At 44.9% G+C, this 24,510-nt stretch carries 17 protein-coding genes; 13 read left to right on the top strand and 4 right to left on the bottom strand.

What is annotated here, in order from left to right:
• Positions 1-101 precede the first annotated feature (101 nt).
• The 5 genes from JEZ96_RS15225 (at position 102) to JEZ96_RS15205 (ending at position 6,215) form a co-directional block, all read left to right on the top strand.
• Positions 102-608, top strand: coding sequence for a MarR family winged helix-turn-helix transcriptional regulator (locus JEZ96_RS15225; RefSeq protein WP_011788266.1), 507 nt, complete (start codon positions 102-104; stop codon positions 606-608).
• A gap of 105 nt (positions 609-713) precedes the next feature.
• Positions 714-1,889, top strand: coding sequence for a glycerol-3-phosphate dehydrogenase/oxidase (locus JEZ96_RS15220; protein ID WP_014611219.1), 1,176 nt, complete (start codon positions 714-716; stop codon positions 1,887-1,889).
• Between the two features lie 76 nt (positions 1,890-1,965).
• Positions 1,966-3,135, top strand: a complete 1,170-nt coding sequence (gene rlmC, locus JEZ96_RS15215; protein WP_011788268.1) for a 23S rRNA (uracil(747)-C(5))-methyltransferase RlmC — start codon at positions 1,966-1,968, stop codon at positions 3,133-3,135.
• A gap of 128 nt (positions 3,136-3,263) precedes the next feature.
• Positions 3,264-4,415: a chromate efflux transporter gene (gene chrA / locus JEZ96_RS15210; protein ID WP_011788269.1), complete on the top strand. Its 1,152-nt coding sequence runs from the start codon at positions 3,264-3,266 to the stop codon at positions 4,413-4,415.
• A 135-nt stretch (positions 4,416-4,550) separates the two neighbouring features.
• Positions 4,551-6,215, top strand: coding sequence for a methyl-accepting chemotaxis protein (locus JEZ96_RS15205; RefSeq protein ID WP_011788270.1), 1,665 nt, complete (start codon positions 4,551-4,553; stop codon positions 6,213-6,215).
• A gap of 75 nt (positions 6,216-6,290) precedes the next feature.
• Here the strand turns inward: JEZ96_RS15205 and fdhF are convergent, their stop codons facing one another.
• Positions 6,291-10,565, bottom strand: coding sequence for a formate dehydrogenase subunit alpha (gene fdhF, locus JEZ96_RS15200; RefSeq protein WP_025007597.1), 4,275 nt, complete (start codon positions 10,563-10,565; stop codon positions 6,291-6,293).
• Between the two features lie 496 nt (positions 10,566-11,061).
• On the opposite strand from fdhF, the gene prfB reads away from it, so the two are divergent.
• Together prfB and lysS are read left to right on the top strand one after the other, a co-directional pair.
• Positions 11,062-12,160, top strand: a protein-coding gene (gene prfB / locus JEZ96_RS15195) for a peptide chain release factor 2 (protein WP_014611215.1) whose coding sequence is annotated in 2 segments (ribosomal slippage) — positions 11,062-11,136 and positions 11,138-12,160 — 1,098 coding nt in all. Because the reading frame shifts where the segments join, the coding sequence is not laid out codon by codon here.
• 29 nt (positions 12,161-12,189) lie between these two features.
• Positions 12,190-13,692, top strand: a complete 1,503-nt coding sequence (gene lysS / locus JEZ96_RS15190; protein ID WP_011788273.1) for a lysine--tRNA ligase — start codon at positions 12,190-12,192, stop codon at positions 13,690-13,692.
• Between the two features lie 111 nt (positions 13,693-13,803).
• Here lysS and JEZ96_RS15185 read toward each other — a convergent pair whose 3' ends face one another.
• Positions 13,804-14,142, bottom strand: a complete 339-nt coding sequence (locus JEZ96_RS15185) for a DUF2846 domain-containing protein (protein WP_198779884.1) — start codon at positions 14,140-14,142, stop codon at positions 13,804-13,806.
• Between the two features lie 462 nt (positions 14,143-14,604).
• Between JEZ96_RS15185 and pbpG the strand changes: the two genes are divergently transcribed.
• Positions 14,605-15,573: a D-alanyl-D-alanine endopeptidase gene (gene pbpG, locus JEZ96_RS15180; RefSeq protein ID WP_011788275.1), complete on the top strand. Its 969-nt coding sequence runs from the start codon at positions 14,605-14,607 to the stop codon at positions 15,571-15,573.
• Between the two features lie 54 nt (positions 15,574-15,627).
• On the opposite strand, the gene JEZ96_RS15175 is transcribed toward pbpG, so the two are convergent.
• Both JEZ96_RS15175 and JEZ96_RS15170 read right to left on the bottom strand, forming a co-directional pair.
• Positions 15,628-17,193, bottom strand: coding sequence for a S41 family peptidase (locus JEZ96_RS15175; RefSeq protein WP_014611213.1), 1,566 nt, complete (start codon positions 17,191-17,193; stop codon positions 15,628-15,630).
• A 241-nt stretch (positions 17,194-17,434) separates the two neighbouring features.
• Positions 17,435-18,316, bottom strand: a complete 882-nt coding sequence (locus tag JEZ96_RS15170) for a phospholipase A (protein ID WP_014611212.1) — start codon at positions 18,314-18,316, stop codon at positions 17,435-17,437.
• A gap of 438 nt (positions 18,317-18,754) precedes the next feature.
• Between JEZ96_RS15170 and cobA the strand changes: the two genes are divergently transcribed.
• The 5 genes from cobA to cysC all read left to right on the top strand — a co-directional run bounded on the left by cobA (position 18,755) and on the right by cysC (position 24,497).
• Positions 18,755-19,588 (top strand): uroporphyrinogen-III C-methyltransferase, encoded by an 834-nt coding sequence (gene cobA / locus JEZ96_RS15165; protein WP_014611211.1) that lies wholly within the window; start codon positions 18,755-18,757, stop codon positions 19,586-19,588.
• Between the two features lie 65 nt (positions 19,589-19,653).
• A complete protein-coding gene (gene cysD / locus JEZ96_RS15160) occupies positions 19,654-20,562 on the top strand; it encodes a sulfate adenylyltransferase subunit CysD (RefSeq protein WP_014611210.1) in 909 nt (302 codons plus the stop codon).
• Between the two features lie 82 nt (positions 20,563-20,644).
• Positions 20,645-22,087, top strand: coding sequence for a sulfate adenylyltransferase subunit CysN (gene cysN, locus JEZ96_RS15155; protein WP_014611209.1), 1,443 nt, complete (start codon positions 20,645-20,647; stop codon positions 22,085-22,087).
• A gap of 3 nt (positions 22,088-22,090) precedes the next feature.
• On the top strand, positions 22,091-23,815 hold the full coding sequence (locus JEZ96_RS15150) for an SLC13 family permease (RefSeq protein WP_025007599.1): 1,725 nt from the start codon (positions 22,091-22,093) through the stop codon (positions 23,813-23,815).
• Positions 23,816-23,879: 64 nt separating this feature from the next.
• Positions 23,880-24,497 carry an adenylyl-sulfate kinase gene (cysC, locus tag JEZ96_RS15145; protein WP_011788282.1) on the top strand — a complete coding sequence of 206 codons (618 nt, stop codon included), beginning with the start codon at positions 23,880-23,882 and terminating at the stop codon, positions 24,495-24,497.
• Positions 24,498-24,510: the final 13 nt, after the last annotated feature.

The raw sequence follows: 24,510 nt of genomic DNA, 5'->3' as shown, positions 1-24,510 counted from the left end.
TTAATTGATTGTGTGCAATCTAATTGTGTCTAACTATAATTCGATTTTTAATGTGAATGCAAGTATATTGTGCGCAATATATTTGATTTCTGAGCCTCAAGATGCCGATACATGAATCTCATCTCCAAGTTTATCCCACTGATCTTGGTGAAAATACTAATTCAGACAATGCTTTATGTTTAGAGCATCAAGTGTGTTTCTCACTCTATAGTGCCGCCAATGCGATGGTACGAGCCTACCGTCCTTTATTGGATAAGTTGGATTTAACCTATCCACAGTATTTGGTGATGCTAGTGCTATGGGAAGAACAGGGGATCAGTGTTAAAACCTTAGGAGATAAACTGTTTCTCGATTCAGGCACCTTAACACCTTTGCTTAAACGTCTTGAATCGAAAGGATTAGTGCGCCGAGGTCGCAGTGAGTCAGATGAGCGGGTGCGAGTATTGGATTTAACGCCAGAGGGCATCGCACTTAAATCTCAAGCGAGTGACATTCCCCATTTAATGCGTTGTAAAGTGGGGGGCGAGTTGAGTGAGCTTAAAGCCTTAAAAGCACTTTGTGATAAAGCCCTTAAGCAATTACATGCCAGTGTTGACCAAGATATTTGATCCCAATTCAACCGATTGCCATATTAAAGCCTAACGGCGACAAAGCATCATCAAGGTGTAACGTATGGATGCGTTGGTTATGGCAGCATTATTTAGGGGATATTTATGGCTTCTTTTGATATCGCCATTATTGGTGGCGGGATTAGCGGCGTAGGCATTGCCCAATATGCGGCAGCGGCAGGCTATTCGACGCTCTTAATTGAAAAGGGGGAAATTGGTGGGCAAACTTCGGCTAACTCCAGCAAGCTTATCCACGGTGGTTTGCGTTATTTAGAAACCGGGCAAATTAACTTAGTTCGTAAGTCTTTGCTTGAGCGGCGTAATCTCCTCAAGCTTGCGCCTACCCTCGTCAAAGCTGTTCCTTTTTACATTCCTGTCTATGACGACAGTCAACGAAGTCCCTTAACGATACGGGCTGGCCTGAGTTTGTATGCGCTTTTGAGTGAGTTCGATGCCTTGGGGCAATTTAAATCCGTTCCCGCCGTGCATTGGCACCGTTTTAAGGGGTTAAAACTTTCTGGATTAAAAGCAGTATTCCAATATTGGGATGCGCAGACCGATGATAAATTGTTGACCCAAGCTGTAGCGCGCAGTGCTCAAACTCTGGGTGCCGAGGTTTATGCCGAAGCCGAGTTTTTAGGGCTCGAGCATCAAGCTCAATGTTGTCAGTTGAGTTTTCGTCATAGAGGCGATATTCAGCAAGTGCAGGCGAGTTTAGTGATCAATGCCGCAGGCCCTTGGGTGAATGAGGTCATCGCTAAAGTGTCACCTCCGTTGGCGGGTGTTGAGCTCGACTGGGTGCAAGGGGCCCATCTGTTACTCGATATCCCCGCGCTCGATGGTATTTTATACCTTGAGTCTTGTTTCGATAAACGGGTCATTTTTGTGATGCCTTGGTATGGTAAGACCTTGGTTGGCACAACGGAAACTCAACTTAGCTCATTAGATGAACCTCTAAAAGTGACTGAATCTGAGGTGAATTATCTCCTCGGTATCTATAGGTATTATTTCCCACTGGCACCTGACATCAATGCACTTAACGCGAAGATAATCGGCACATTTTGTGGTGTAAGAGTCTTACCTAAACAAACTGGTCATGCTTTTGAGCGCCCGCGGGACACCTTGATGCAAACATCACGATCCCATCCACGTATCTTAAGTTTATATGGCGGTAAGTTAACGACTTTTCGAAGTTCCTCTGAAGAAGTGCTTGAATGGATTGAGCGTGCTATAGGTAAACGTCAACCTATCGCCGATGTTGACTCACTCACTTTGAGCTGAATCGCGTGACTTTGGGTGATTTTTACCTGTAAAAACGCTACAGTGTGGCGCTTTTTATTGATATCTAGGAACTGCCGTGAGCGCTGTTATTGTAAATACCGTCGAGCAATGTGGTTATTTTAATCGAGGTCAGTGTCAATCCTGTCGCCATATTCAAGTGCCTATGGCGCAACAGTTGATGGCTAAATCCCTAGAATTACAGCAATTACTCAAACCATTTGTGGCACCATCTGCAGCTATTTTTTACCCTCCAGTGACTGGCGAGGCGACGGCTTTTCGCAATAAAGCCAAAATGGTGGTGTTAGGTGCGGCTCATGCACCTGTACTTGGGATTGTTAGTCCAAGTGGTGAGGCGGTAAGTCTTTGTGATTGCTTACTCTATCCATCTGATATGCAAAAGTTATTGCACCGTTTAACGCAATTTGTACAGCAGGCGGGTATTCCGCCGTATCGTGTTGATAAAGCGAAGGGTGAGCTTAAGTTTATTCTGCTAACGCGTAGCCAAGTTCGCGGCGAATATCTACTGCGTTTTGTATTGCGCTCGCACAATAGTATTGAGCGTATCGAGAGAGCATTGCCTACATTACTGGCCGAATACCCACAAATTAACGTGGTTTCAGTCAATATTCAGCCTATTCATATGGCGATCCTTGAGGGGGATGAGGAAATTTTCTTAACTGAAAATACCCGCCTCGAAGAGCGTTTTAACGATGTGCCTTTGTTTATTCGACCTAAAAGTTTTTTCCAAACCAATCCTCAAGTCGCTGCGCAGTTATACCAAACAGCCCGTGAGTGGGTTGCTGAGTTTGCTCCTAAGTCGCTCTGGGATCTCTTTTGCGGAGTCGGTGGCTTTGGCTTGCACTGTGCGACTAAGGATATCGCGCTTACAGGCATTGAAATTGAAGCAGAGGCCATTAGTTGTGCACAAATATCGGCTAACTTGATGGGGCTTGAGAAGGTGCAATTTATGGCGCTTGATTCAACTGATTTTGCTCAGGGCAAAAACGCCGCCGATAAGCCCGATTTGATTATTGTCAATCCGCCACGGCGCGGGATTGGAGAGGCATTGTGTCAATCCTTAAGCGAGTTTGCGCCTAGGGCGATTCTTTATTCCAGTTGTAACCCAAAGACCTTAGCTAAAGATCTCGAGCACATTCAAGGTTATCACTTAACTAAAGTGCAACTGTTTGATTTATTTCCGCACACAGATCACTTCGAAGTATTAGCCATGTTAGTGAAGGATTAACAGTATCAATGGTGCTGGTTGTCGGTGACGTCAGTGGCATCTTTTATGTATTTCATCAAAATGTCTTTTTAGTGACATACTCTTTAATACGTTAGGTCAACACGTTAGGCATAGACGGACCACATATCATGTTGCAAATTTTCTTGCGTTTTTTGATCTTAGGTTTGATGAGTTTTGGTGGGCCTGCCGCTCATATTGGGTATTTTCGACACACTTTTGTGAATGAACTGGGGTGGCTCGATGATAAACGTTATGCCAGTTTTGTTGCGTTAAGCCAATTCATGCCTGGACCGGGCTCTAGCCAAGTGGGTTTTGCTATTGGTTATCAAAGAGGAGGGCTCATTGGTGCGCTAGCCGCTTTTGTCGGATTTACCCTACCTTCTTTCATCTTGATGTATTTACTTGCTGTCACGACAGCCGCTTGGCTGAGCAACCATTATATGCAGGGCATGATCCACGGGCTGAAATTGATGGCCGTTGTGGTGGTAGCAGACGCAGTACTTACCATGTTTAAACAGTTTTGCCAGCGTAAAATCGCTCAGATGTTAATGCTGTTCAGCGCCGCCGCTATTCTGATCGCCCCCTTTATGTGGACACAAATAGGGGTGTTACTACTTGCAGCTATTTTGGGCGTACGTTTACTGAGTGCTCAGGATGGGAATGAGCAGAATCCTATAGCCCCCATTCGCTTAAATTACTTCTATCTATTGTTATTTGTCGCTTTGCTTATCGGTAGCTTTTTTGCAGTGAATATGGGACCCGAAGCATGGGTTTTTGGCGAGTTCTACCGCGTGGGTAGCCTTGTGTTTGGTGGGGGGCATGTTGTGCTGCCTCTGCTTGAAACCGCCGTTGGCGACACGCTTAGCAGTGATCGATTTTTAACGGGATACGCTTTCGCACAGGCAGTCCCTGGACCTATGTTTAGCTTTGCTAGCTTTCTTGGCGCCGAGGTGATGTTAGACAATCCCTTTATTGGGGCTTGTATTGCGACAGCCGCCATTTTTTTACCCGGATTTTTATTGATGTTGGTGGGGCTGAAAAGTTGGCATGCCATTGCCGCAAGACCCAAAATCGCTGGTGCAATCGCGGGGGTAAATGCTTGTGTTGTGGGACTGCTGGCGGCTGCACTTTATCAACCTGTTTTTAGCCAAGCTGTGTTATCTGGGCAAGATATGGCCTTGGTATTGCTCGGTTTTGGTGCATTGAAGCTATTTAAACCCCCTGTGTTATTTTTAGTTTTAGGCTTTTGCATCTTTGGCATAGTGACTACCTCTTTGTGATAAGTTAGTCAGTTAAAAGGTACTTTTACAAAATTTATGTAGATTTGTTATCTTCGACGCTTAGAAATTGCCCAGTTTTGGCTATACTTCGCACATACAACAATTATAAGTTTTATCCCCCCGGAGTAATTAAGCATGTCGAATTTTAGTTTGCGCAATAAATTACTATTGTTATCTCTGTTTCCCCTGATCTTAACTTTACTGATATTGATGTCTGTTTCTTACTATGTCGAGAAAGAGGCACTTGATGATGAAGTGGTTACCTTTAAAACTAAACTCGTTGGTGAACGTAAACAACAAATAAAAGAAGCGACGGAAATTGCCGCAGGAATAGTGCAGTACCAGATATCTTTAAAAGATCAAGGTAATGTCAATCAAGCCCTGCGGGATATTCGTTTTGGTAGCGCAGGGTATTTCTTTATATACGACTCTAAAGGTAAAAATATTTTCCATGCCCTGCTACCCGCACTGGAAGGGCAAGATAAAATTGACATGACAGACCCCCGCGGAACCAAAATTATTGTCGGTTTGCTTAATGCTGCACAGCGAGGTGATGGTCACTTTTCCTATTACTATCAAAAGCCTAATACTAACGAACAAATTGAGAAACTCAGTTATGTGACTATGGTGCCCGGCACGGATTGGATGTTAGGAACGGGGGCTTATATTGATGATATCGAAGCGGTAGTCGAAGATTATCGCATCACAGTGACAGAGCAAATGGTGGATAAATCCTATGGGCTGCTACTCATTGCACTGTTACTCACGGGGTTTACAGCCTTTATCATCATGATAGCCGCACACCGTATGGTGGTGCCCATTCAAAAAATGGCTGAAAATCTAAATGATATTGCTAAGGGTGAAGGCGATTTAACTAAGCGCCTTCTCGTAAAAGGCGAAGATGAAATTGCCCAATTAGGCCAATCCTTTAACCTCTTTGTTGATAAACTGCAGACTATTATTGGGGATGTAGCGAGTGCGACCACGAAAGTAAAAGAGGCGGCGAATGCGATTCACGATCAAACGAAAGTGATGTCAAGCCAGCTTATCAGCCATAACAATGAAACCGATCAAGTGGTGACAGCCATCACTGAGATGTCTTCCACTGCCAGTGAAGTTGCGCAAAATACCACGCAAGTGGCAGAAGCGACTCAAGCTGCCACGGGGGATGTTGCTAATGCTCAACGCTGTGTTGATGCTTCCCTAGAAGAAATCGCAGGTTTGATGGAGCAAATTAATCACGCGGCGGGCAGCATTCAATCTTTAAGTGAGCAATCCCAGAAGATTAACAGTGTGCTTTCGGTCATTGGTGGTATTGCTGAACAAACCAACCTGTTAGCATTAAACGCGGCAATTGAAGCGGCCCGTGCAGGTGAGCAGGGTAGAGGTTTTGCGGTGGTGGCCGATGAAGTGCGTAATCTCGCCAGCCGTACTCAGGCTAGCACTTTAGAAATTAACGAGATGTTATCTGCGCTGCATAAACTTGTCGCCCAAGCGGTGAAAACGATGGAGGACAGCCAACAAAGTTGTGTGCGTTCGGTAGCGTCTTCCCGTGCTATCTCTGAAAGTTTAGGTTCTGTGACTTCAGCGGTAACGGCCATTAATGATATGAGTACTCAAATTGCGACTGCGGCTACTGAGCAAAGCTCTGTTACCGAGGAAATTAATCGCAATGTATATGCTATTCAAGAAATTGTGAACGAGTTACTCCATTCTAGCCAAGATGCGGCCAGAATTAGTCAAACCGTATCGCAGGAGGGGACTAACTTAGGTAAATTAGTCGGACAGTTTAAGATTTAACCCTTCAGTCAATTGATAAGCATAAAAACGGGAGACATCTTATCTCCCGTTTTTTATTCGGCGCTTAAAATTGATTTAGCCGCAACTCGTTACCTTTTCTGCTTTGACTGCACACACTTTATATTCGGGAATATAAGCAACAGGATCAAGGGCATTGATGGTGAGCTTATTGGCTGCCGCTTCGACAAAATGGAAAGGTAGGAATAGCACGCCAGCTTGGGCGCGTTTAGTCACAAAGGCATCAATTTCAATCTCACCACGGCGTGTCGTGAGTTTAATTTTATCGCCATTACTAATCCCGAGCCTCTCGGCATCATAGACGGAAATCATCACCTTAGGTGAGCCGAGTAAATCGAGTCCTGGTGTTTTACGCGTTAATGTACCTGTATGAAATTGCTCCAATAATCGCCCAGTTGAAAGTGTTAGTGGATATTCACTACAGGGCATTTCGGCGGGTAAGCGGTAACTGACAGGCGTAAATTTGCCTAAGCCGCGTGTAAATTGGTTTTGGTGCATAATGGGGGTTCCGGGATGGTCTTCATCTGGACAGGGCCATTGAATACCTTGAGGAAAGTCACCATTATCCTGCTGACTTAATCGTTGCCAACGAATACCACGATACTGTGGTGTTAATTCATTAATTTCATGCCATATATCTTCTTCGTGGATGTAATTCCAATTCGCGCCCATCGCGTTAGCAATTTTCTGCACAATCTGCCAATCAGGCAATGCTACCCCTGGTGCGGGCAGAGCTTGCTCAAGCCGCTGAACCCGTCGTTCTGTGTTGGTAAAGTGACCGCGTTTTTCCACAAAAGAGGCGGCTGGCAATACGACATGAGCTAGTTCTGCGGTTTCAGTTAGAAAGATATCCTGCACCACGAGAAAATCTATTTGGTTAAGCGCCCTTAGCACATGGGCTTGGTCTGGGTCGCTTAATACTGGATTTTCCCCCATTACATATAACGCCTTGATTTTCCCTTTGGAAATATCATGCATCATATGGGTTGCTGTAACACCAATCTCACCAGAGAGCGGAGTTTGCCAATAGGCCTCAAAGCGCATTTTGGCATGAATATCGGTCACTTTTTGATAGCCAGTAAAATAGTTAGGTAGTGCGCCCATATCACAAGCACCCTGCACATTACTTTGGCCACGTAGGGGATTAATCCCCGCCCCTTTGATACCTATATTGCCACACAACAGTTGCAGGTTAGAAATAGCGGTAACATTGTCATGCCCTGTGGTGTGCTGAGTGATCCCCATTGCATAGTAAATAGCTGTTTTTTCAGCGGTGCCGATGATGCGTGCGAGTTGGGCAATTTCACTTGCATTAACGCCAGTGATAAGTGCGGCGTTTTCTAGGGAGTAATCATCCTTGGCAAGCTCCGCGTATAGTGCGTCCACACCTTCTGTGCGCTCGGCAATATAGGTTTTATCATGCCATTCGTTACGAATGATTTCCGCCATAATAGCATTGAGTAGCATCACATCCGTGCCGGGCCTTTGGGCGACATAGAGTTCAGCGTTATCGGCAATAGCGACACGTTTAGGATCGGCAACGATTAATCTTGCCCCATGTAATGTCACCGCCTGCTTTATCTTGGACGCAATAATGGGGTGCGCGCTGGTGGTATCTGAACCTAAAATAAAAATGACATCAGAGTCTTGGATGCTCGGAATATCATTGGTCATAGCGCCGCTGCCAATACTTTGTTGCAGGCCTGTGACGGTTGATGAGTGGCATAGGCGGGCGCAGTGGTCGATATTGTTGGTGCCAAGTACACTACGGACAAACTTTTGCAGTACAAAATTATCTTCGTTTGTGGCCTTCGCGGAGGCGAGACTGGCCAGCGCATTACTGCCATATTGTTGCTTTATATCGGTCAAGTTTTTGGCGATATAGTCAATAGCCTCCTGCCAAGAACAAGGCTGGAGTTGTCCGTTTTTACGAATGAGTGGAGTGGTCAGGCGTTTTTCGCTGTGAATAAAATCGAAACCAAAACGGCCTTTAACACACAACATACCTTGGTTAACGACTGAGTCCTTATTACCTTCGATATGACGGATGTGATGGGTATTTTCATCGATTTTGAGGTCGAGTCTGCATCCAACACCACAGTAAGTACAGATAGTGGAAGCGGTTTTGAGTGATGTCTTATCCCCTTGGCGTTTGTCTCGGGCGTCAACTAAGGCACCAGTAGGGCAAACTTGGACGCAATTACCACATTGAACACATTGGCTATCCGCCATGGATGCACTAAAGCCGACTCTGGGGGCGCGGCGTTCTTGGGTCAGATCTTCCGTTTGGGGGAGTGCTTGGTAAGAATCATAGGCAAATTGAATGACGCAGTGCCCACTTTGTTGGTTGCACGCATCCACACATTTACCGCAACTGATACAGCGATTGGCATCAAATTGGATAAAAGGGCTTGATTTATCAACCACAAATTGACGAGCAAAATCGGTGTTTAGTTGTTTTGATTCAACTTTGTAGTCAGTCGCATAATCTCTTAGTTTGCAATTTGTATTGGCCTGACAGGCACATTCTAAACAGCGTGCCGCCTCTTGCATGGCCGCATCAGGTGCGAATCCTAGTTCTACCTCACTGTAATTCAGGAGCCGTTGTACAGCGGTTAACTCGGGCATTTTTAAGCGTGCCTGACGCTGAATATTAGGATAAAGATCCTGTGCTATTTGATCTTGTTTACTATTGTGACTAACCGCTTTAGATGAATTAAATTCACCGCTATACAGTTCGCAGCTTAGCCCTTGTTTCAACATTTTATCAATGGCTTGTGCCGCTTTGTGTCCATCACCAATGGCGGCAACAGCGGTGGCTGGGCCTCGGCGAGAATCGCCAATCACAAACAGTTTTTCAATACCCGCAGACATAGTGTGTTCACAGCCGATAAAGGTATTCCAACGGCTAAGAGCAATTTCTCCTTGGCTTAAATGACTCGCAGGATCCTGCAGAAAACTCATATCTGGGGTTTGTGATACAGCGGCTATCACAGTATCAAAGTCTTGGGTAAAGGTTTCCCCCGTATTAATCGGTGCTCGCCTGCCTGAAGCATCGGCTTCACCAAGTGCCATTTTAGCAAAGGTGACCGCGCAGACATGGCCATCTGCATCACTATGGTTTTCAATCGGATTCGTTAAGAAGTGAAATTTGACCCCTTCAACTTCAGCTTCATGGACTTCATAGGCTTCTGCAGGCATTTCAGCACGGGTACGACGATAGATTAAAGTGACATCGCAGCCTTCACGTACTGCAGTGCGAGCGCAATCGATAGCGGTATTTCCTCCACCAATGACGGCTACTTTTTTGCCTAGTGGTAACGATTTTTCGAGGCAATGGTCTTTTAAATAATCCACGCCTAAATAACATCCCTTAAGCGTGCTACCGGGATAATCCATCGGCACGGCTTTTTGGGCGCCAATAGCAAGGCAGATGGCATCAAAATCTTTAGCTAATTGGGTTAGATGTACCTCATGCCCTAAGCGGGTTTGAGTGTGTATCATTAATCCGTTACGGCAAAGTAAGTCTATTTCTTTGTCTAATATCGCTTTGGGTAAACGGTATTCAGGAATACCGTAACGTAGCCAGCCGCCCGCTTGGGGCATTGCTTCAAATATCTCAACGCTATGCCCTTGATTTGATAAATAGTATCCAGCACTTAATCCCGCAGGACCCGCTCCGATAATGGCGACCCTTTTACCCGTTTCAGCTTGGCGTTCAGGGACGTAACTCATACCACCATTTTCACCTTCTGCTAAATCCAAATCGGCAGCGTGACGTTTTAATTGGCGAATGGCGATAGGTTCATCGACACTTCCTCGCCGACATTCGGCCTCGCAGAATGCTGGGCAGACACGGCCAATAGATAAGGGTAATGGCAAGGTTTGTTTAATAACTTTAATGGCTTGCGTATGGTTACCTTGGGCAATGTGATATAAATAGCTCTGTACATCGACACCCGCTGGGCAGGCCTGCTGGCACGGTGCCTCACAATCGGCAAAGTGGTCGCTTAGGATATTGTTGAGTGCTTGCTTACGCTTTTTACTAAGGTAGGCTGATTGAGTGATTACCCGCATTCCCATCTCAACGGGTGTTTCACAAGCCCGTACGCAACGAAGGCTTGCATCGGCATTTTCAATTTGAACCACGCATAAGTTACAGGCTTGTTTATCATCATGTTTTTGATTGTTTTTATCTGTAACTAATTGCTGTGAGGCCGCGTTTTGATCGCATAGGCTGGGGATGGTTATCCCAGCATTATGTGCCGCTTGCAGTAGTGTGTTGTTTGGGTTAACCAACAGCACTTGGTCATCAATTTGAAGTTCTATCATCCCATGGCCTTTTATATTTTGTAGGGAACTTGGCTGCTATCGCGCGAGGCTGCAGGCATAGGTTGATTTGAGTATACCTAGGGTAGTTTTGAAGATGCTTATGTACGCAGCAAGTTTAAGATGGAATTGCTGCATTAATCACAAACTGATTTAAGACTGTGCAGTGCAAGGTTTGTACTGAGTGTTGATTGTGATGCTCTTAGCAAAAAATCGTGTTTTAAATACTATCCCCCTTGATATTCGGCACATTTTCTTAAAAGACTTAGGGTCACTTGAGCAGACCTTGATACCTAGCTCAGGGAATGCTTAGCCAAAATTAATTAAGATCACAGTGTTAACTGACTTATCGAGCACAAAATTTAACCTCGAAACATCAACACGTCCTAGGCTTACTGGCGTTGTTAGGTTAAAATGCGCGGTCGCAAATACTGTTAATCACCGCCTCCTTTAATGGGAAATCAATTAAAGCGGCCAAATAAAGTGAAGTTGAAAATTCATGTTTGAAGTTAATCCAGTAAAATTCAAAATTAAGGAGCTTGCCGAGCGTACGCAGCTTCTTAGGGGGTATCTTTGACTACGATGCTAAACATGAGCGTCTAGAAGAAGTTACCCGTGAGCTTGAAAGTTCCGATGTGTGGAACGAGCCTGAGCGCGCCCAAGCCCTAGGCAAAGAGCGTGCAAGCCTCGAAGCCGTAGTAAAAACAATCGACGATATGGACTCAGGTCTTGAGGATGTCGAAGGGCTACTCGAGCTGGCCGTTGAAGAAGAAGACGAAGACACCTTCAATGAAACCACCAAAGAGCTGGATTATTTAGAAAGTCGCCTTGCTGATCTTGAATTTCGCCGTATGTTCTCTGGTCCACAGGATGCCTCAAACTGTTACTTAGACATTCAGTCGGGCAGTGGCGGTACTGAGGCTCAAGATTGGGCCAACATGGTACTGCGTATGTACCTACGTTGGGGTGAAGCCCATGGATTCAGCCCTGAATTGATGGAAGTGACCGATGGTGACGTGGCGGGCATTAAGGGTGCGACCATTAAATTCACTGGTGAATATGCTTTCGGTTGGTTACGCACCGAAACTGGCGTGCACCGTTTAGTGCGTAAATCGCCATTTGACTCTTCGGGTCGTCGCCACACGTCTTTCTGCTCGGTATTTGTTTACCCTGAGATTGATGATGATATCACCATCGATATCAACCCTGCTGACTTACGTATCGACGTATACCGCGCCTCGGGTGCGGGTGGTCAGCACGTTAACCGAACCGAATCAGCGGTACGTATTACCCACTTACCGACCAACACGGTAGTGCAGTGTCAGAACGATCGTTCACAGCACAAGAACAAAGATTCGGCGATGAAACAGTTAAAAGCCAAACTGTTCGAATTAGAAATGCATAAGCAAAATGCTGAAAAGCAAGCGGCCGAAGACGCTAAATCTGACATCGGCTGGGGCAGCCAAATTCGGTCCTATGTATTGGACGATTCCCGTATTAAAGACTTACGTACTAGCGTGGAGACGCGCAATACCCAAGCGGTACTCGATGGCGATCTGGACAAGTTTATCGAAGCCAGTTTGAAATCAGGGCTGTAATTAATTCAAAGGTATAGACGAGAAATAAGATGACTGAACAAGTACAAGATGAAAACAAACTGATCGCCGAGCGTCGTGCCAAGCTAGACAGCATTCGCCCGAATTGTAGCGCTAATGCTCACCCTAATACGTTCCGTCGCACCCACAAAGCGGCAGAGTTGCAGGAAAAATACGGTCAAAACACTAAGGAAGAACTCGAAGCCTTAGGTTTTAGAACCAGCATTGCTGGTCGTATCATGGCAAAACGTGGCCCATTCCTCGTAATTCAAGACGTGTCTGGTCGTATCCAAGCTTACGCTGAAAAGGGCGTTCAAGCGGATCTGAAGGATCGTTACCAAGGTCTGGATATCGGTGACATCATCGGCGTAACTGGTCAGTTACACTTGTCTGGTAAAGGCGATCTGTACGTCAATATGGAAGAGTACCAACTGCTGACCAAAGCACTGCGTCCACTGCCAGAGAAATTCCACGGCTTAACCGACCAAGAAACCCGTTACCGCCAACGTTATGTTGACTTAATCGTTAACGAAGAATCTCGTCAAGCCTTCGTGATGCGTTCAAAAGTGGTTGCAGCTATCCGTAACTTCATGATCAAAAAAGAGTTCATGGAAGTTGAAACCCCAATGATGCACGTGATCCCAGGCGGTGCTTCAGCCCGTCCATTTATCACGCACCACAATGCGCTGGACATGCCAATGTACCTGCGTATCGCGCCAGAGCTATACCTCAAGCGTTTAGTGGTCGGTGGTTTTGAGCGTGTGTTTGAAATCAACCGTAACTTCCGTAACGAAGGTCTGTCGCCACGCCATAACCCAGAATTCACTATGATGGAATTCTATATGGCTTACGCTGATTACAAAGATTTGATGGACTTAACCGAAGAACTGTTAAGCTCAATCGCGATCGAATTGTTAGGCAGTGCGCAAATGCCATACGGCGAGCACACCGTTGATTTCGGCGGCCCATATGCCCGTCTGAGCATGTTAGAAGCGATTCAGAAGTACAATCCTGATAACGCGACTATCCAAGCCATGACCTACGAGCAAGTGAAAGATCTCGAATTTATGCGTGAATTGGCTATCAGCCTAGGTATCAAGATCGAGAAGTTCTGGACCTGTGGTCAGCTATTAGAAGAAATCTTCGGTGAAACTGCTGAATGGCAATTAATGCAACCGACCTTCATCACTGGCTACCCAGCGGACATTTCGCCACTGGCACGTCGTAACGATGACAATCACTTCATCACTGACCGTTTTGAATTCTTCATCGGTGGTCGTGAAGTAGCTAACGGTTTCAGCGAGTTAAATGATGCTGAAGATCAAGACAGCCGCTTTAAAGCGCAGGTTGATGCCAAAGACGCGGGTGACGATGAAGCCATGTTCTACGATGCGGACTATATCACTGCACTGGAACACGGTTTACCACCAACAGCGGGTCAAGGTATCGGTATCGACCGTTTAGTGATGCTATTCACTAACACTCATACAATCCGTGATGTGATCCTATTCCCTGCAATGCGCCCACAAGCCTAAGTGATTTATTGGGTTGCAGATAAAACCTGTGACCCAATTTGCATTGGATAAATATAAAAAACCAGCCTTTTGGCTGGTTTTTATATGGGCGATTCAAGGGGGAAGTAATGACTATTTTGCTAATTTACATTCTTGAACGTTTTTCATCCCTTCGGCATCAAAGACGGCTTTTAGTCCTGCACCGCCTACAAATACACCCATTTTGATATATTGCTCAAAGAAGTCGTTTTTACCGCCTTCTGTTGAAACTTTTAAATCGTTTTCACTAAACTCAGATTCAGTTGAAAGCGTTTGCTCGCCAGGTTCAACTTCTTTGTAGAAAAATACCTTATTGGCTGATTCACCAATCATTTCACCATTGATATAAATGTTTTTCTTGAGTGCTTGTCCGACAAAACTATTACGGTAAATATAGATACCGCTTTTATTGTCAGCCGGTTTTTTCGCGATATAACTTACGTTGTATCAAAGTACTATGGGGGATGTTGTCAATTTTCAATCTGGTGTTAAGTTTTGTTTCATTGTTGTTGGGCAGAGTGATGACTAAGATGCCTTGACGGTGTTTGGTTGATTTCAGGCTGGGAACAGATGATTGATTTGCAAAAATTAATCTTTACTCATATAAAAGTTAAAAAATTATTAATAATTTTTACATTGAAGCATTTAACTTTGAAAGTGCTGTTTTTTAGCATTAATCTCTAAGCTAGTTAAAAAGTATGATTTTGAGTACTTTTAAATGCGAAATTTATAATAGGTTAAGCTGGTGCGTGAACTATGGCGCTAGATGGAAATTGCTGATATCACAGATAAAAGTTTAGTTTCATTCTATTCCTTTCTGCATATACCTCTTATACTTGGGCAAGCCGCGTGCGTTAGCACATGTGATCCTTTTCTATTTTTAGTGAAACTTAAATGAAGATCAGATCTTTACTCAGTAGTTTTATCTTTGTCTGCAGCAGTTGTACTGTTGCCGCGACAGCATATTGTGCCGAATCGGCCTCTGTCACTACGAAAAGTACCGCTTCTAAATCATCTGCCTCAGCAAAGCCTGTTTTAAATAAACAAGAAGTCGCGGCGAACAGTGCTTTGGTGGTTGATCTCAAAACCAATGAGGTCCTTTATTCGAGTAATCCTAATGCTGTTATGCCAATAGCCTCTGTGACTAAATTAATGACGGCTATGGTGACGTTAGATGCCAAATTGCCAATGGATCAGAAGCTCGCTGTTAATATTAGCGATACCAAAGAAATGCGTGGTGTTTACTCTCGGGTACGTATCGGTAGCGAAATTACCCGTAAAGAGATGTTGTTGTTGACCTTGATGTCTTCAGAAAATCGCGCCGCTGCAAGCCTTGCTCATCATTATCCCGGTGGACATAAGGCCTTTATTAAGGCGATGAATGCCAAAGCGAAAGCATTAGGTATGAAAAATACTCGTTATGTTGAACCGACGGGCTTATCTCATAAAAATGTGTCTAGTGCGAGCGATCTTATCGTTCTGCTTAAAGCGAGTGAGAAATACCCTATGCTTGGTGAGTTGAGTGCCACAGAGAAGAAAACGGTGACGTTTGGCAAACCTAAGTACAGTTTAGATTTTCGTAATACAAATCGCTTGGTTTACAAAGATAACTGGAATATTCATCTTACAAAAACGGGCTTTACCAATGCAGCAGGCCATTGCTTAGTGATGCGCACTGAAATGGCAAAACGTCAAGTGGCTTTTGTTGTGCTTGATGCCTATGGCAAATATACCCATCTAGCCGATGCAAACCGTTTACGTAATTGGTTAGAAACGGGTAAGGTGACACCGATACCTACAGAAGCTAAGCAGTATAAAAAACAGCGAAGTACTCAGCAGATAGCCAAGGTCAGTGGGACCTAGTCTTACATTGCATTGGGTCGTTGATAAAACCAGCTAATTGCTGGTTTTTTATTGTCAGTTAACTGAATGGGCTAGCTTGGATTTTAACCCATGTTGAGTTGGTTTGGATGTTGATGTTTTCACTAAACTTACTAACCCCTGCCATTCAATATCATGATTAAGAGGCAATGAAATATCAGGTTCAGTCCCTTTACCAGAGAGCAATTGCCCTTTGGAGTCATAGGTTAGAGAACTGCTTAATCGGACATTTAATCTACTGTTAGGTAAGGTAAAGTGGTATTGCCGAGCAAAGTCACCAGAGGTTCTCTCACCGACCAAATTAACTCTCGACCAAGTTTTAGTACGATGAGCTATCCACTCACATTCTTGTCGACAACGGGGCCCTATCAGTAACACTAGTTGGTTATTTCCAGTCGCTTCTACATCTGGTTTAGTGCGAGCAAACCAAGGACTGAATTTGTCTTTATCGGTTTGCGGTAAATAGCGAGTGAGTATTTTAAGTTTTGGCGCACTGAATCCTAAGGATTCTAAAGGTTTAAAATTTAGCGGTTGTAGGTAATCGTTTCTGAACGCTGCCGAGCGTCGATAGTGAGCAAACCCCATGATGCTTGAGGAGAACTGTCGAGTGCTAAGTGGCGTATTACCAGATTCAATATCTTGATAGCGTGATAGCATGGTAAGCAGTTTAGGGCTAAAGCCACTCGCTTCCCTTAGATCGATTACTAATAATGCCTGTTCCATACCTTTGAGCAGCTCTTGTTGTAGCTCTTTATCTAATTCGAAGGTGTATAGATCGTCGATTTTAAGCCTTGCTGTAGTTGTGTTGATACTTTCTAACTTATAAACGGATTGAGATGATATTGCGGGGGATGATTTGGTGAGTGGGGTTAGAAACGCATCAAAAACCAGTGGTAATGTTTCATTATCCCTATCAACGATTGGTGCAGGTTGATTTTTTTGTTTAGGGGCTAATGCCATCGTAACCTGCTGCGTTTGTAGATTGTCATTCATTAAAGTGACGACCACATAAGGTTTAAGACTAAGCCCTAAATCCTCCCGCAATAGGTTGAGTTTTTTAAGCCAAGGTAGCTGCATTTCTTGGCTATCTTTCGATGGCTCGGGTAAGTAGGCTTGACTTGCCGATATCCATTTGTTCATAGGTAAGCCATCAATGTGGCTTATAAAGGGAAAATTAGAATTAATCGGACTATTTTTAGTATCTAAAGCAAGCCATTGTTCATTTATGGGCCTGAGTGTTAAAGGTAAATCTCCGCTCTTATCTTCAAAATTTAGCACTTGAGCACCAGGATCTTTGATGCGATTGAGTAGCTTAGTGACTTCAGCCGCAAAACGATCATTGGAGACAATATCTTGATATTGTTCAGCAATATAGGCTGCAGTATCAGTCAATAGTTGAGCCATATCATTGGGTTTAAGGGCATAGAAAGCGGAGTATTGCTCAATTTGACTCAGCAAAACATAGAGGTCTTGGCGTACTTCCTGAGCACTCAATTCTGGAGTTCGTTCTTGTTCTGGCATAGCAAAAATCGCGAGCCTAATTAAGCTCGCGATAATGATAACTGTCAGAAAACTAACAATAGTCCGATAGTTAAAACCCATACTCCTCCGTGATCTTACAATGCCTTTTACTGCTAAAAAGGTGAGCGACTATCGGTGGAAATTCGATTATTTTCAATGAAAATCATATTATCCATCCTTTGGAGCTAGCCCGATTGAGCAATCTAACAGCAGATTGGTTGAGTCAGTATGAAATTATGGCTAATTTTTGTACTTCGTCACTTTATACCCATCGCATTGAATATCTCACCGCTGAATAAACAGAGAGTTAATATTATGGGTATTAGAGGATGTCATTAAGCGAAATCCCTATTCCAATACGTTGGTTGTGATAGTTGTAGTCGATTAAACTTTCTCCATAGCCATTAAAATATTGGGTATACAGACGTAAATTCCCCACTATTGGATAGCTCCACGTGAGCTCTGCTGAGCCGCGATCGATATCTTGTAGATTGCTTCTGAGGGTGAGGGTGAATCTGTGTTCATCAACGCCATAAACACCGATAAATTCGGCATTGCCTACATAGTCTTCAATATTTGGGTTGTCATCACCGCTTGTCTGATAGGGATCGGTTTTTTCATCTTCGGGAATACGCCACCAAATTTTGGTTGCGAAAGCGAGTGGACCGGCATCAAAAATCATGGTGCCATAAATCCGATTCCAGCTTCGAGAAAGTAGGCCAGATTTACCATTAGATTGATGTACCGCACCAAAACCCCAAAAAGAATTGGTCACACTGCCAATTTTCCAATCGTTATTAAACAGCATAAATATTTCGGGTTCGTGATTGGTTTCGCGAAAGGGTGAAGAGGTTTCTTTGTTATACACTTGCCAATAGGATTGATTGGTATAAGCAAAGAATAGATGCCCATTGTCACCAAATACGTTGTACCAAACCGGAAATTTAAAGCTTATCTGAAACTTAGCCTCAAATTTATCTAAGGTATAGGGATCTTGAGCCATTTCTTCAAGAAAAGGAGCAATATTAGGATCAGGATTATAGGTCGCTGGCAGTAAATAATTGACATGATGCGGGGTGATCACAAATGGACGTTCTGCAGTGGCAAGTTCATCTTTAACGCGTCCTTCTACCAATGATTCTGCATTTAGCCCTGAGCACATTAGCAATCCTATTAACGGGATATTTTTATAAAACAGATTCATTTACCCTCCTTGATGTGTTTGTTGATCGTACTTGTAACGCTCGATTTGTCAGCTTAACACTAGTTAATGAATTTACGGTGATTGGTTGAAGGAACTGTTAGTTGCATCTGCATCAGTTGGGTTAAGCAAAAGTGAGTTTTCCTCAAAATATGACATTTAGGTAGAATTTTTCGCACTAACATAGTGCCAAAATGATGGATATACCCTTGTCACAATAGCGTTTACCATGAATGCTGTAAATTAAAAATCATTTAAATTTAGTGTGTTACCTAATATCTACTTGTATTTTATTTCAAATAGACCTTTTTTTCCGTTGTTGCTCCCTAATGATGATATTAGTTATATTCCTAAATGATATAAAAACTAATAATTATCTATTTATTATGGAATATAAGACGCGCTATATTTCTACAGACTAAAGTGATCTTGGGGATTCTGATGGAAATTTTCTCTTTACCGGGCCAAGCGGCCAAAGGCAAAGTCTGGCTGGTAGGGGCTGGTCCCGGTGACGTTGAGTTATTGACGTTAAAGGCATGGCGTATCCTTAAAACCGCCGATGCAGTGCTATACGACGCTTTAGTCAGCCAAGATATCCTCGATCTTATTCCCAAAGACGCTGAGAAGATTGCCGTAGGTAAACGTGCGGGCAAGCATAGCGCCGCACAGGACGAGATTAATCAGTTACTCGTCACTAAAGCCTACACCCGTAAAAATGTGGTTCGCCTTAAAGGTGGCGATCCTTTTATTTTCGGCCGCGGGGGGGAAGAGTTACAAACTTTAGTTGAAGCTGGGGTGGAGTTTGAAGTCATCCCCGGCATTACCGCCGCCAGCGGCACGTCAGCCTATGCGGGAATTCCCCTAACCCACAGAGACCACGCCCAAGGCGTCACTTTTATCACTGGCCATTGTCAGTTAGAGAGTCGCCCTATGGATTGGCAAGGTTATGCTAATCCTAACAATACCTTAGTCGTGTATATGGGGATTCTGAACGCAGGCATTATTCGTCAAGGTTTACTCGATGCGGGCCGAAGCCCAGAAACACCTGTGGCGATAGTGTCAAAGGCAACCACTAAAGAACAACGTCGTTTTATCGGCCGTTTAGGTGAGCTTGAACAGCTTGCCGCCGATCCAGACTTACACATGCCAGCCTTGATGATCATAGGTGAAGTCGTCACGCTTTCTGAGACGCTCAATTGGTTCATACCTGAATCCATCGACAACGCACAATACCAACATGAACTGACTCAGACTGTAAAAGTATCGATAAATTAGCAAATTATAAAATTAAGTAATCATGCTGTATCAATGCAGCAAATTTTAGGTAAACGGAGAATAGTATGGCCGGGCGTGAACTAAGCCACTTACAACAACTGGAAGCCGAGAGCATCCAGATCATTCGTGAAGTTGCAGCCGAATTCGATAATCCTGTGATGTTGTATTCCATCGGGAAAGATTCTTCCGTTATGTTGCACTTAGCGCGTAAAGCCTTTTATCCGGGCAAGATCCCGTTTCCGTTGCTGCATGTCGATACGGGTTGGAAATTCAAAGAGATGATCGCGTTTCGTGATACGCAGGCAAAGAAATTTGGCTTCGAGTTACTGACGCACATTAACCCAGAAGGTTTGGCGCAGGGGATTAACCCCTTCGACCATGGCAGTGCGAAACACACTGACATCATGAAAACCCAAGGTTTAAAGCAAGCACTTAACCAATATGGTTTCGATGCGGCTTTCGGTGGGGCTCGTCGCGATGAAGAAAAATCTCGCGCCAAAGAGCGCGTGTATTCTTTCCGCGACCGTCACCATAGATGGGATCCTAAAAACCAACGTCCAGAACTGTGGCGCACCTATAACGGTGCAGTGAACAAGGGCGAAAGTATTCGCGTGTTCCCGTTATCTAACTGGACTGAGCTGGATATTTGGCAATATATCTATCAAGAAAACATTGAGTTAGTGCCTCTGTACTTTGCAGCTAAACGTAAAGTGGTTGAGCGCGGTGGTCAGTTAATCATGGCCGATGACGAGCGGATGCAATTAGCCGAAGGCGAGCAGATTAAAGAAGAAGTGGTACGTTTTAGAACCTTAGGTTGTTACCCACTCACGGCCGCCATGTATTCCGAGGCCGACAGTCTAGAGAAGATTATTGAAGAAATGCTGTTAACCCGTTCAAGCGAACGCCAGGGCCGATTGATCGACTCAGATCAAAGTGCCTCGATGGAGCAGAAGAAGCGTCAAGGCTACTTCTAATCTCTACAGGGTTAAGCCTATTTCGCGAAGGTGGCGCTAGTCAGTGCGACCTTCAGCCAAGCAGATCAAGAGTGAGAATAAGATGGACAAAGCGGTCAATAAAACCAATCTCATGGCGGCAGAAATTACCCTCCATGGTGTGAAAGAATATCTAGCCCTGCAGCAACACAAAGGCTTACTGCGCTTTTTAACCTGTGGCAGTGTGGATGACGGCAAAAGTACCTTAATCGGCCGCCTGTTACACGATAGCGCGCAGATCTATGAAGACCAATTGGCGAGCCTTAAGAGCGACAGCGCCAAGATGGGCACCACAGGTGAAGCGATTGACTTAGCTTTGCTGGTGGATGGTCTGCAAGCCGAACGCGAGCAGGGCATTACTATCGATGTGGCTTACCGTTATTTTTCAAGTGATAAGCGCAAGTTCATCATCGCCGATACGCCAGGGCATGAGCAGTACACTCGCAATATGGCGACAGGTGCATCGACCTGTGATTTAGCGGTGATTTTAGTCGATGCCCGCTACGGCGTGCAGACTCAGACTAAGCGCCATGCGTTTATCGCGTCATTACTCGGTATTCGTCACTTTGTGGTTGCCGTGAATAAGATGGATTTGCTGGGGTTTGATGAGCAAGTATTCAATCGTATTCGTGCCGATTTTACGGATTTCGTTAAAGATTTCGGTAATCTCGATATCCACTTCGTGCCCTTATCCGCGCTTAATGGTGACAACGTGGTTGAGCGCAGTACCCAAAGTGACTGGTATCAAGGCGGAACACTGCTTGAACTGCTAGAAACCATTGATACTCAACGCGAACTCAGCTCATTGCCTGTGCGTTTCCCAGTGCAATATGTGTCGCGCCCTCACTTAGATTTTCGCGGTTTTGCGGGCACGTTAGCCTCTGGCATCATCAAGGTCGGCGACGAGTTAGTCGCTTTGCCATCGGGTAAACGCAGCAAGGTTGAACGTATTGTCACCTTCGATGGTGATCTAGAGGAAGCGGTTGCAGGCCAGGCTGTGACTATCACGCTGGAAGATGAAATTGATATTTCCCGTGGCGATTTACTGGCAAAACCCGACTCAGCTCCCGCCGTCGCTAACCTGATCAGCGCTGATATAGTGTGGATGGATGAAAAGCCATTACAACTCGGTCAGTTATACGACATCAAAGTGGCCGGTAAGAAGACGCAAGCCTCTGTAACAGCTATCGATTATGTGGTTGATGTTAATACCTTAGCGCGCAGTGCGACGGACACGCTTGGGTTAAACGCGATTGCGCGTGTGACCTTAGAACTGACCGAAGACATAGTATTTGATGCCTATTCGTTAGTGCGTGATACGGGCGGAATGATTTTAATCGACCGTCTTACTAATGCGACGGTTGCCGCGGTGATGGTGGTGTCGGGTCAACATGTTAACAAGCAAACAGCGTCACAATTTAGTGCCTTTGAAGTCGAGTTTAATGCCTTAGTGCGTAAACACTTCCCCCATTGGCAAGCGATAGATATCACTCAGCTTGGAGCTTAATTTGTGAGTGACTTGTGGCAATTAGCGATTATTTTGATAGGGCTTGTGGCTGGCTTAATTAGCGGCCGTATCAACCCAGCGGTATTGTTTTTATTTGCATTTTTGCTCTGTTATCTCTTGGGCATGGTTGCGCTCGATACCGCATTAACAAGCTTTACCAATATTGGCTTAGTCACACTTGTCCTGTTGGTGTTGGCCGCGACGGCGTTAGAAAAAACGTCCTTGCTGGGAAAGTTGAGTCAAGTCATAGGTAATAGTTCTTTGCCTATGACAATGGCAAAACTCGGTTTTTCGACGGCTTTGCTGTCGTCTTTCACTAACAACACTGCGGTGGTGGCATCGCTTATCGGTGTTGTGCGCCGCAATCAGGCACACGCGCCAGCTAAGCTATTGTTGCCACTAAATTATGCGGCAATTTTAGGCGGCACACTGACCCTGATTGGTACCTCGACTAACCTGATTGTGAACTCCTTTGTAGAAAACGCTGGCTTACCCGCCTTAGGGTTCTTCGAGTTTACGCCGGTGGCTGTGATTATTTTAGTGGCTGGAATGCTGTTACTGACCTTACTGGCGAATATTCTGCCTGATAGAAGAGAAGATTCAAACGAAGAAACGCTACCTTATTTGCTCGAAGCCCATGTGGCGAAAGGTTCGTCCTTGGTTGGTCGCAGTGTGGTGGATAACAAACTTAGGGCGCTGAAAAAGTTATATCTGGTTGAATTAGAACGCAGTGGCATTTGTATTTGCCCTGTGCCGCCCCAGTTAGTATTACAAGCGGACGACGTGCTGCGTTTCAGTGGCGCGGTGGAATCGGTCGAGTTATTACACCAATTTGATGGTTTAGATTGGTTTGGTAAGCATCAAGCTAAGGGACAAAATTTAGTTGAAGCCGTACTCGCGCCATCATCTCGTTTAGTGGGCAGTTCGTTAAAAGCAACGCGTTTTCGTGAGCAGTTCGATGCGGCTGTGATGGCTATTCGCCGCGGAAATCACCCACTAAAGGGTGGGCTTGGTGACATAATCCTGCAACCCGGTGATGTGTTGTTATTGACACCAGGTGATGGTTTTAGCAATAGCGCAAAGCTAAGTTCAGAGTTTGCGGCGATCAGCGGTTTAGATTTGAATGTGCGTTTAGACAGTCGTCGTGGTCGCTGTGTGTTGCTGGGGTTTGCGGCAACGATCGTCCTGAGTGTTACTGACGTATTGCCATTGGCTAAAGGTTTAGTGATATTGCTGCTGAGTTATTTTGCCATCGGTGCTGTCACACTGTCTGAGCTGAAACGCCGTTTTCCATTTGAACTTGTCATCATCGTTGGCAGTGCACTTGGTCTTGCTAATTTGATGATGAGTACTGGCCTTGCGAACAACTTAGCCCAAGGATTATTGAGTGTAATCAATGGTTATGGGGTCTTTGGTGCCTTTGTAGGTGTGTATTTGATGACCTTGTTACTGACTGAGCTGGTGACCAATAACGCAGCGGCAGCGCTGGCGTTCCCTATTGCCTACGCGATTGCGCTTAATTATGGTGTCGATGCAAGACCCTTTATTATGGCGGTCGTCTTTGGTGCCAGTGCGAGCTTTATTTCACCCTATGGCTATCAAACGAACTTAATGGTGTTTAATGCGGGTAATTATCGCTTCAGTGACTTTGTCCGCCTTGGATTGCCGTTATCTGTGCTGTATTCCCTGATAGTGATATTTATGGTGCCGATCATCTTTCCATTTTAGTGATTAGCTTGTGTTTATAGCCCTTATGTTAGCGGTTAGTTAACATGGGGATTGAGGAGTTTTTATGACAAATATCGTGTGGCATCAACATCCTGTAGACCAAGCCGCGAGAGCCGAGCAGAAAGGTCAAAACCCTGTGCTACTTTGGTTTACCGGACTTTCTGGCGCGGGCAAGTCAACATTGGCGGGTGCATTAGAGCGGGCCTTATTTGAGGCGGGATTCCACACTTATTTGCTCGATGGCGATAATGTGCGCCATGGCCTGTGTAAAGACTTAGGGTTTACGGTTGAGGACCGTGACGAGAACCTGCGCCGTGTTGGCGAAGTGGCTAAATTGATGGTGGATGCGGGGCTTGTGGTGTTATCTGCTTTTATATCACCGACTCGCGAAGAACGTGATGGTATTCGCGCCCGTTTTCCTGCGGGGCAGTTCATTGAAGTGCATGTGTCGACGCCATTAAGTGTGTGCGAACAGCGGGATCCTAAGGGGTTGTACGTTAAAGCGCGCAGTGGCGAGATCAGCAATTTTACAGGGATTTCATCGCCCTATGAAGCACCACTGGCCGCGGAATTAACCATAGATACCAGCAAAGGTGATTTAGCGACCCAAGTGCGTGCCTTAATCGATTATTTAACTGCGATCAATGTCATCAATACCGATAAGACAAAGACAGTCGCTTAACATTTAGCCTTTA

The organism is Shewanella putrefaciens, assembly GCF_016406325.1.
In the GTDB taxonomy this organism is placed as follows: domain Bacteria; phylum Pseudomonadota; class Gammaproteobacteria; order Enterobacterales; family Shewanellaceae; genus Shewanella; species Shewanella putrefaciens.
The sequence above is the reverse complement of the archived record's forward strand: the minus strand, read 5'-3'. Positions and strand labels throughout refer to the sequence as shown.

What these genes read in the sequence shown, in the direction of transcription:
- JEZ96_RS15225 (WP_011788266.1), top strand. Translation starts at nt 102, where the DNA reads ATGCCGATACATGAATCTCATCTCCAAGTTTATCCCACTGATCTTGGT.
- JEZ96_RS15220 (WP_014611219.1), top strand. Translation starts at nt 714, where the DNA reads ATGGCTTCTTTTGATATCGCCATTATTGGTGGCGGGATTAGCGGCGTA.
- chrA (WP_011788269.1), top strand. Translation starts at nt 3,264, where the DNA reads ATGTTGCAAATTTTCTTGCGTTTTTTGATCTTAGGTTTGATGAGTTTT.
- JEZ96_RS15205 (WP_011788270.1), top strand. Translation starts at nt 4,551, where the DNA reads ATGTCGAATTTTAGTTTGCGCAATAAATTACTATTGTTATCTCTGTTT.
- fdhF (WP_025007597.1), bottom strand. Translation starts at nt 10,565, where the DNA reads ATGATAGAACTTCAAATTGATGACCAAGTGCTGTTGGTTAACCCAAAC.
- lysS (WP_011788273.1), top strand. Translation starts at nt 12,190, where the DNA reads ATGACTGAACAAGTACAAGATGAAAACAAACTGATCGCCGAGCGTCGT.
- pbpG (WP_011788275.1), top strand. Translation starts at nt 14,605, where the DNA reads ATGAAGATCAGATCTTTACTCAGTAGTTTTATCTTTGTCTGCAGCAGT.
- JEZ96_RS15175 (WP_014611213.1), bottom strand. Translation starts at nt 17,193, where the DNA reads ATGGGTTTTAACTATCGGACTATTGTTAGTTTTCTGACAGTTATCATT.
- JEZ96_RS15170 (WP_014611212.1), bottom strand. Translation starts at nt 18,316, where the DNA reads ATGAATCTGTTTTATAAAAATATCCCGTTAATAGGATTGCTAATGTGC.
- cobA (WP_014611211.1), top strand. Translation starts at nt 18,755, where the DNA reads ATGGAAATTTTCTCTTTACCGGGCCAAGCGGCCAAAGGCAAAGTCTGG.
- cysD (WP_014611210.1), top strand. Translation starts at nt 19,654, where the DNA reads ATGGCCGGGCGTGAACTAAGCCACTTACAACAACTGGAAGCCGAGAGC.
- cysN (WP_014611209.1), top strand. Translation starts at nt 20,645, where the DNA reads ATGGACAAAGCGGTCAATAAAACCAATCTCATGGCGGCAGAAATTACC.
- cysC (WP_011788282.1), top strand. Translation starts at nt 23,880, where the DNA reads ATGACAAATATCGTGTGGCATCAACATCCTGTAGACCAAGCCGCGAGA.